Raw genomic sequence first — 6,470 nt, 5'->3', positions numbered from 1 at the left:
CTGAACGTCTCACGCAATGTGAGCCGGAAACCGCCCTTTATTGCAGTTCCGGGCGATCATTATTGCAAGCCGCTACACATAGCCGCGGGTCAGGACCGTGAACCGAACCAATTCCTCCATCACGTCAACGATGCGGTCATAATAGCTCGACGCGTTCAGGCGACCTGCTTCGTCGAACTCCTTGAACGCCATCGCGATGCTCGACTGGTTCGGGATTGTGAACATTCGCATCCAGCGCCCGAGCAGGCGCAGCGTGTTTACCGCGTTGAACGACTGTGAGCCGCCGGAGACCTGCATCACCGCGAGCGTGCGACCCTGGGTAGGACGCATGCCGCCGAACTCCAGCGGCAGATGGTCGATCTGCGCCTTCATGATGCCGGTGATCTGGCCGTGGCGCTCCGGGCTGCACCAGACCATGCCTTCCGACCAAAGGGCATGCTGGCGCAATTCGTGGACGGCCGGATGATCGTCGCCCTTGACCTGGTCGGGCAGCGGCAGATCGGAGGGATCGAATATCCGCACCTCTGCACCGAACAGGATCAGCAGGCGCGCCGCTTCCTCGACAGCGAGCCGGCTGAACGAGCGCTCCCGAAGCGATCCGTAGAGCAGCAATATGCGCGGCGGATGATCAAGCGGGCCAAGGCCCGCAGCAGGATTCGATCGCACGAGCGCGCGATCGAGCGCCGGCAGATGATCGGGGTCGGCAAGGATACGAAGACGCGACATCAGGCAATCCGCTTGGAGAGAAAGGCAGCGCTTGCCGGGCACAGCGACCGAAACTCGGCCGAACCGGCGATCGTGGCGGGCGCATCGGCCCGCTCGGCGGTTCGATAGCCGTGGCGACGGAAGAAGGGCGCGGCCGTGGTGGTGAGAAGATAGAAGCTCACGGCGCCGTCCGCGACGGAAGCGCGCTCGATCGCGGCCAGCATCGCCGACCCCGAGGCCCTTCCGCGGCGATCCGGTTTCACGACGAGCGAGCGGAGAAGGCGATCAGCACCGGCGCCTTCAACCCCGCCATAGCCGATGACGCCGGCATCATCCTCTAATCTGTAGAATTGCCGGTCCGGCTCGGCGAGATCGCTGACCGGCAAACCCGATGCAGCCAGTTCAGCCGCCAGATCGGGCAGCGAGCCGGCATCGAGGACGGTCACGATCATGCCGGAATCCGCTGCTCATACCAGGGTCGCGTCGCCTTCACGATGGTCACCACCGACAGCATGACCGGCACCTCGACGAGCACGCCGACCACGGTCGCAAGTGCCGCGCCCGAGTTGAGCCCGAACAGGCTGATTGCGGCGGCCACCGCCAATTCGAAAAAGTTGGACGCGCCGATCAGCGCGGCAGGCGCCGCCACGCACCAGGCAACGCCCAGCCGGCGGCTCAGCCAATAAGCCAGCCCGGCGTTGAAATAGACTTGGATCAGGATGGGGACGGCGATCAGGCCGATCACCAGCGGATGCGCGATGATTGCCTGGCCCTGGAATCCGAACAACAGCACCAGCGTCGTCAGCAGTGCTACGAGCGATATCGGTCCGAGACGGCCGAGCAGCCGGTCGAGTGCAAGCTGGCCCCCCGACGACAGCACCGCACGCCGAATGACCTGGGCTACGATCACCGGCACCACGATGTAAAGCAGCACCGAAATCAGCAGCGTGTCCCACGGGACGGTGATCGACGCGACGCCGAGCAGCAGGCCGACCAGCGGCGCGAACGCGAACACCATGATGATGTCGTTCAGCGCGACCTGGCTGAGCGTATAGGTCGGATCGCCGTCGCAGAGATTGGACCAGACGAACACCATCGCCGTGCACGGCGCTGCCGCCAGGAGGATAAGCCCCGCGATATAGGAGCTGACATCGGCCGCGGGCAGAAGTGGGTGAAACAGCCAGCCCAGGAACAGCGTGCCGAGCAGCGCCATCGAGAAGGGCTTGACCGCCCAGTTGATGAACAGCGTCACGCCGACGCCCTTCCAGTGCCGCCGGACCGACCCGAGCGCGCCGAGATCGATCTTGAGCAGCATCGGAATGATCATCAGCCAGATCAGCACGGCGACCACGAGGTTGACCCGAGCCACCTCGGCCGCAGCGATCACGCTGAACAGGCCGGGCAGCGCGTAGCCGAACGCGATGCCGACCACGATGCACAGCGCGACCCAGACACTGAGATAACGCTCGAACGTGCTGATCGCCGGCTTGGCCGGCGCCAATGCTTCAACAGTGGTGGCGTTCATGACGCGACCCGCTGGCCGCTGTCATCGACGACGCGCTCGCCGTCTTCCTTCGTGAAGGCTCCACGCTGGTCACCCGGCAGCAGGTCGAGCACCTTTTCGGAAGGGCGACAGAGCTTCACGCCGAGCGGCGAGACGACGATCGGGCGGTTGATCAGGATCGGATGCTCCATCATCGCATCGACGAGGTGATCGTCGCCGAGCGTCGCATCGCCGAGTCCCAGTTCGACGAAGGGCGTGCCCTTTTCGCGCAGCATGGCACGCGGTGGAATGCCCATCCGACCGAGGAGCGACACCAGCATCGCTCGCGACGGCGGGGTCTTCAGATATTCGACGACGTGCGGCTCGATTCCGGCGTTGCGGATCATCGCCAGCGTGTTGCGCGACGTGCCACACTCCGGGTTGTGGTAGATCACGATATCGACGGGCATCACGCTGCGTCCCCGTGGCGGCTGCTCGCCCCTTCGCCCTGGCCGATCTCGTGGACATGCGCGCGTAATGCCAAGGCGTCGAGCCGATCGAACGGCAGGGCTATGAACAATTTGATGCGGTTCTCAAGGTAGCGGAGCGCCATGACGAATGCCCGCTCGCGTTCCACCGGCGTGCCCTGGACGTGGCTTGGATCCTCGATGCCCCAGTGCGCTGTCATCGGATGGCCCAGCCAGACGGGGCAGGTCTCGCCCGCCGCGTCGTCGCAGACCGTGAACACGAAATCCATCACAGGTGCGTCGGCGCCGGAAAACTCCTCCCAGCTCTTCGACCGCAGGCCTTCGGTCGGGTATTCGATCCGCTCAAGCACGGCGATCGCGTCTGGGTTGACGGCACCCTTTGGAAAGCTGCCCGCGGAAAAAGCCCGGAAGCGCCCGTCACCCAGCTTGTTCAGCGCGCTCTCGGCGAGGATCGAACGCGCCGAGTTGCCGGTGCACAGGAAGAGGACGTTGAGGATACGATCGGACATGATGGACTCCATCAGCAGCAGGGGACGAGTTCGGCGATAAGCGGTTCGCACAGCTCCGCCTTGCCGCCGCAGCAATCCTTGACGAGGAACAGGGTAAGCGCCTTCAACTGATCGAGCTCGGCGCGATAGTTGATGATGCGGCTGCGCCGTTCCGCGCGGATCAGCCCAGAGCGCGCGAGCGTCGCGAGATGCACCGACATGGTGTTCTGCGGTACGTCGAGCATTCGCGCGACTTCGCCGGCGGCGAGGCCATCGGGCTCGTGTCGAACCAGAAGTCGAAATGCGTCGAGGCGAGTGCTCTGCGCGAGAGCGCCTAAGGCTGCGATGGCCGAATCATTATCCATATATCCATAATAATAGATGTTAGGATATTGTCGAGGGAAGCATTTGCCTTGGTCGCTCGTCAGTGGTGGTCGGGCGTCTATGTGCGAACCTGAGCGTTATCTCCGGTGAGGCTGCTGCGGATGCGGCAATTGGGGCGGAGCTGGCCGCTGGCGTCGAGAGGACCGACCTGCAATTCCGGCGGAGAATGGCGTTGGCGGCCGATGACGTTGCGCAAATAGTGCGATGGCGCGACGCCGCAGCGAAGCCAAATCCTTCATGTATGGCTCTCCCAGAGCTGCCCAGCGGCGTGGCTGATTGCCGGCACGCAGAGTAGAGCAAACCCCAACGCCCTTGAAAGAGCGTCAAAACGCTCGGCTAATCGGCCGACAAGCAAATGGCTGTTGATACACGATTCCCAGTCAGTGTGGTGGCCGTCCCGATCATGGTCATGATGATGTTGTTATCGGGTAACAAGACGGCGATGGGCGCGTTCACCCTTCCTCCGATCCTAAAGAGCGTCGGCTGGATCGCAACGATCGTCATGGGCGTCGCTGTCATTGGAATATTTGCGACCATGGGCCAAGGCGGCTGACAGAGGCCGGTCGCCGCCCCTTTTCTGCGAGCGGGTTTTCGGCAATTGCCCCAATCCGGGGAATGTCAGGATCCGTGGTATATCCCTCCCCATGAGATGCTGCTCGGTGTTAGTCTCGCCATGACTGCCCTACAAAGTAACAGCCGATCCATCGGTGAATATTGCATGGACTGATATGAGAATATTGATCGCCGAAGATGACCCCAAGACAGCCGCCTATCTTCGCCAGGGTCTCGAAGAAAACGGCTTCGTCGCCGACCTCGCGGCCAACGGCATCGATGGAGCGCATCTGGCAAGCGATGGCGGCTATGACCTCATCATTCTCGATGTCATGCTGCCCGGAAAGGACGGATGGTCCATCCTGACCGGCCTGCGGTCCGCCGGGGTGGAGACGCCAGTACTGTTCCTGACCGCGCGCGATGCCGTTCATGATCGCGTGCGCGGGCTAGAACTCGGGGCGGACGACTATCTCGTCAAGCCGTTCGCCTTTTCGGAACTGCTGGCGCGCATCCGCACGGTCCTGCGCCGGGGTACACCGCGCCAGCCCGACATCCAGCGCATCGCCGATCTGGAAATCGATCCGCGGCGTCACCGCGCGACCCGACGCGGGCTGCCGCTCGATCTGACTCCCAAGGAGTTCCTGCTGCTGTCGCTGCTGGTGCGGCGATCGGGCGACGTGTTGTCGCGCACACTGATCGCCGAGCAGGTCTGGGATATCAACTTCGACAGTGATTCGAACGTGGTCGATGTTCATATGCGCCGTCTGCGCCTCAAGGTGGACGACCCCTTCGATGACAAGCTGATCCATACGGTGCGCGGCGTCGGCTATGTTCTCGAAGTGCGGGCTTGATGGCGTCCGTGAACCGGGACCGCCGCCTGTGGCCTCGTTCGATCGCCGTCCGCCTCAGTCTCTGGTATGCGACCTGCGCCTTCGGACTGATCCTTGCCGCAACGGGCTTCCTCTATTGGGTGTTGGCGACGAACTTCGAGCGTGAGGATGCCCGCTTCGCCAGGGATGAGCTGAACAATATCAGGCTCGTCTTGAATGCCTCGCCAATCCCATCATCCTCTTGGCGCAGCGTTTCCGCCGGCCTGGTCCCCGACGACGACCGCGAACTCTATCTGCGCCTGCTCGCACCGTCGGGCGCCGTCGTGGTGGAAACGCCAGGCATGGACCGGATCGCTCCGCCGCCCGTCTCCCCCGACCTCACCGCAAGCCGGGGCGACGCGCCCGTCAGGCATAGCATCCGCACGGCACAGGGAGATCTGTTCGAGACACTCACCGCACCCGTTGCGACCGACGGATCGCCGACGCGCGGGTTCGTCCAGCTCGCGATGAACCGCGGCGACGAGGAGCGTCTGCTCGCGATCTACCGGCGGCGGCTTGCGCTCGTGCTGAGCCTCTCGCTGATCGCTTCGGCCGCGATCGGCTATCTGATCGCGCGAAGCGGGATGCGGCCGATCCGGCGGATCGGCGAGACGGCCGAACGGGTCGGGTCGAGCACGCTCCATGAGCGCATTGCGACGGCAGGCCTGCCGGCGGAACTGTCCGGGCTGGCCGAGACCTTCAACACGATGCTCGACCGCCTGGAACAGTCATTCGGCCAGATGTCGCGCTTCTCCGACGATGTCGCGCACGAGTTGCGCACGCCGGTCAACAATCTGCGCGGCGAGATCGAGGTGGCGCTGAGCAAGGCACGTTCGAGCGAGGAGTATCGCGACCTGCTCGGTTCCAGCCTAGAAGAATGCGCCCGCATCTCACGCATCATCTCGGGGCTGCTGTTTCTCGCACGCGCGGAGGGAGGTCATGAGGCGCTGCAGGCCGAGGAAGTGGATATCGCCCGTGAGATCGATGCGGTCCGTGACTTCTACGAGGCAGCGGCATCGGACAAGGGTGTGACCCTGAGCGCGGTGGTGGACGGCTCTCCGAAAGCAAGGCTCGATCGCATCCTCTTCCAGCAGGCGATCGGCAATCTGGTGTCTAACGCCATCGCTCACACCGAAATGGGTGGGGACGTGCGGCTTGAGGCGAGGTCCGATGCCGCTGGTTTGCACCTCCTTGTTGCCGACACTGGCTGCGGCATCGCGCCCGAGCACCTCCCGCATGTCTTCGAGCGCTTCTACCGTGCCGATAGCGCGCGTTCGGGCGCCGATCATGCGGGACTGGGGCTCGCGATCGTGCGAAGTATCATCGAGCGTCACAGCGGGCGGGTCGCCGTCGACAGCTGGCCAGGCGGTGGCACCAGGGTCAGCCTGCTGTTCCCCGCCGAGTAGTTCCGGTGCCTCCGAGATTACGATCCCGTCATCTAAATCTCAGACGAATGTCATCGTCCGCCGGGCAATCGAACGGGGCGCCAATCGGGTGGCGT

Annotated in this window: 9 protein-coding genes; 3 read left to right on the top strand and 6 right to left on the bottom strand. The window is 63.8% G+C overall.

The genetic code is table 11. The features are described 5' to 3' along the window. Nucleotides 1–72 precede the first annotated feature (72 nt). From arsH to PX554_RS25085, 6 genes are read right to left on the bottom strand one after another with little or no spacing between them, the layout of a single operon-like run. Nucleotides 73–726 (bottom strand): arsenical resistance protein ArsH, encoded by a 654-nt coding sequence (arsH, locus tag PX554_RS25110; protein WP_275504869.1) that lies wholly within the window; start codon nt 724–726, stop codon nt 73–75. After that, nucleotides 726–1,157: an arsenic resistance N-acetyltransferase ArsN2 gene (arsN2, locus tag PX554_RS25105; RefSeq protein ID WP_275504868.1), complete on the bottom strand. Its 432-nt coding sequence runs from the start codon at nt 1,155–1,157 to the stop codon at nt 726–728. The genes arsH and arsN2 overlap by 1 nt, the downstream gene beginning before the upstream one ends. Continuing rightward, nucleotides 1,154–2,230 (bottom strand): ACR3 family arsenite efflux transporter, encoded by a 1,077-nt coding sequence (gene arsB / locus PX554_RS25100; RefSeq protein ID WP_275504867.1) that lies wholly within the window; start codon nt 2,228–2,230, stop codon nt 1,154–1,156. The genes arsN2 and arsB overlap by 4 nt, the downstream gene beginning before the upstream one ends. Then, nucleotides 2,227–2,658, bottom strand: a complete 432-nt coding sequence (gene arsC, locus PX554_RS25095; protein ID WP_275504866.1) for an arsenate reductase (glutaredoxin) — start codon at nt 2,656–2,658, stop codon at nt 2,227–2,229. Before arsC ends, arsB begins: the two co-directional genes overlap by 4 nt. Further along, the gene (locus PX554_RS25090) at nt 2,658–3,185 is read right to left on the bottom strand and encodes an arsenate reductase ArsC (RefSeq protein ID WP_275504865.1); all 528 of its coding nucleotides are present in this window, start codon (nt 3,183–3,185) and stop codon (nt 2,658–2,660) included. Before PX554_RS25090 ends, arsC begins: the two co-directional genes overlap by 1 nt. 11 nt (nt 3,186–3,196) lie before the next feature. Beyond that, nucleotides 3,197–3,529, bottom strand: coding sequence for an ArsR/SmtB family transcription factor (locus PX554_RS25085; RefSeq protein ID WP_275504864.1), 333 nt, complete (start codon nt 3,527–3,529; stop codon nt 3,197–3,199). A gap of 374 nt (nt 3,530–3,903) precedes the next feature. On the opposite strand from PX554_RS25085, the gene PX554_RS25080 reads away from it, so the two are divergent. The 3 genes from PX554_RS25080 (at nt 3,904) to PX554_RS25070 (ending at nt 6,375) form a co-directional block, all read left to right on the top strand. Further along, entirely contained in the window at nt 3,904–4,101 is a 198-nt protein-coding gene (locus PX554_RS25080; protein WP_275504863.1) for a hypothetical protein, read from the top strand. A 175-nt stretch (nt 4,102–4,276) separates the two neighbouring features. Then, nucleotides 4,277–4,951, top strand: coding sequence for a heavy metal response regulator transcription factor (locus PX554_RS25075; protein ID WP_275504862.1), 675 nt, complete (start codon nt 4,277–4,279; stop codon nt 4,949–4,951). A gap of 8 nt (nt 4,952–4,959) precedes the next feature. Continuing rightward, on the top strand, nt 4,960–6,375 hold the full coding sequence (locus tag PX554_RS25070) for a heavy metal sensor histidine kinase (protein WP_275504861.1): 1,416 nt from the start codon (nt 4,960–4,962) through the stop codon (nt 6,373–6,375). The last annotated feature ends 95 nt before the right edge of the window (nt 6,376–6,470 follow it).

Origin of the sequence: Sphingomonas pollutisoli (assembly GCF_029167165.1) — a bacterium.
In the GTDB taxonomy this organism is placed as follows: Bacteria; Pseudomonadota; Alphaproteobacteria; order Sphingomonadales; family Sphingomonadaceae; genus Sphingomonas; species Sphingomonas pollutisoli.
Note: the sequence above shows the minus strand (reverse complement) of the source record. Positions and strands in the feature narration are given on the sequence as shown.

What these genes read in the sequence shown, in the direction of transcription:
- arsN2 (WP_275504868.1), bottom strand. Translation starts at nt 1,157, where the DNA reads ATGATCGTGACCGTCCTCGATGCCGGCTCGCTGCCCGATCTGGCGGCT.
- PX554_RS25085 (WP_275504864.1), bottom strand. Translation starts at nt 3,529, where the DNA reads ATGGATAATGATTCGGCCATCGCAGCCTTAGGCGCTCTCGCGCAGAGC.
- arsC (WP_275504866.1), bottom strand. Translation starts at nt 2,658, where the DNA reads ATGCCCGTCGATATCGTGATCTACCACAACCCGGAGTGTGGCACGTCG.
- arsH (WP_275504869.1), bottom strand. Translation starts at nt 726, where the DNA reads ATGTCGCGTCTTCGTATCCTTGCCGACCCCGATCATCTGCCGGCGCTC.
- PX554_RS25090 (WP_275504865.1), bottom strand. Translation starts at nt 3,185, where the DNA reads ATGTCCGATCGTATCCTCAACGTCCTCTTCCTGTGCACCGGCAACTCG.
- PX554_RS25080 (WP_275504863.1), top strand. Translation starts at nt 3,904, where the DNA reads ATGGCTGTTGATACACGATTCCCAGTCAGTGTGGTGGCCGTCCCGATC.
- PX554_RS25075 (WP_275504862.1), top strand. Translation starts at nt 4,277, where the DNA reads ATGAGAATATTGATCGCCGAAGATGACCCCAAGACAGCCGCCTATCTT.
- arsB (WP_275504867.1), bottom strand. Translation starts at nt 2,230, where the DNA reads ATGAACGCCACCACTGTTGAAGCATTGGCGCCGGCCAAGCCGGCGATC.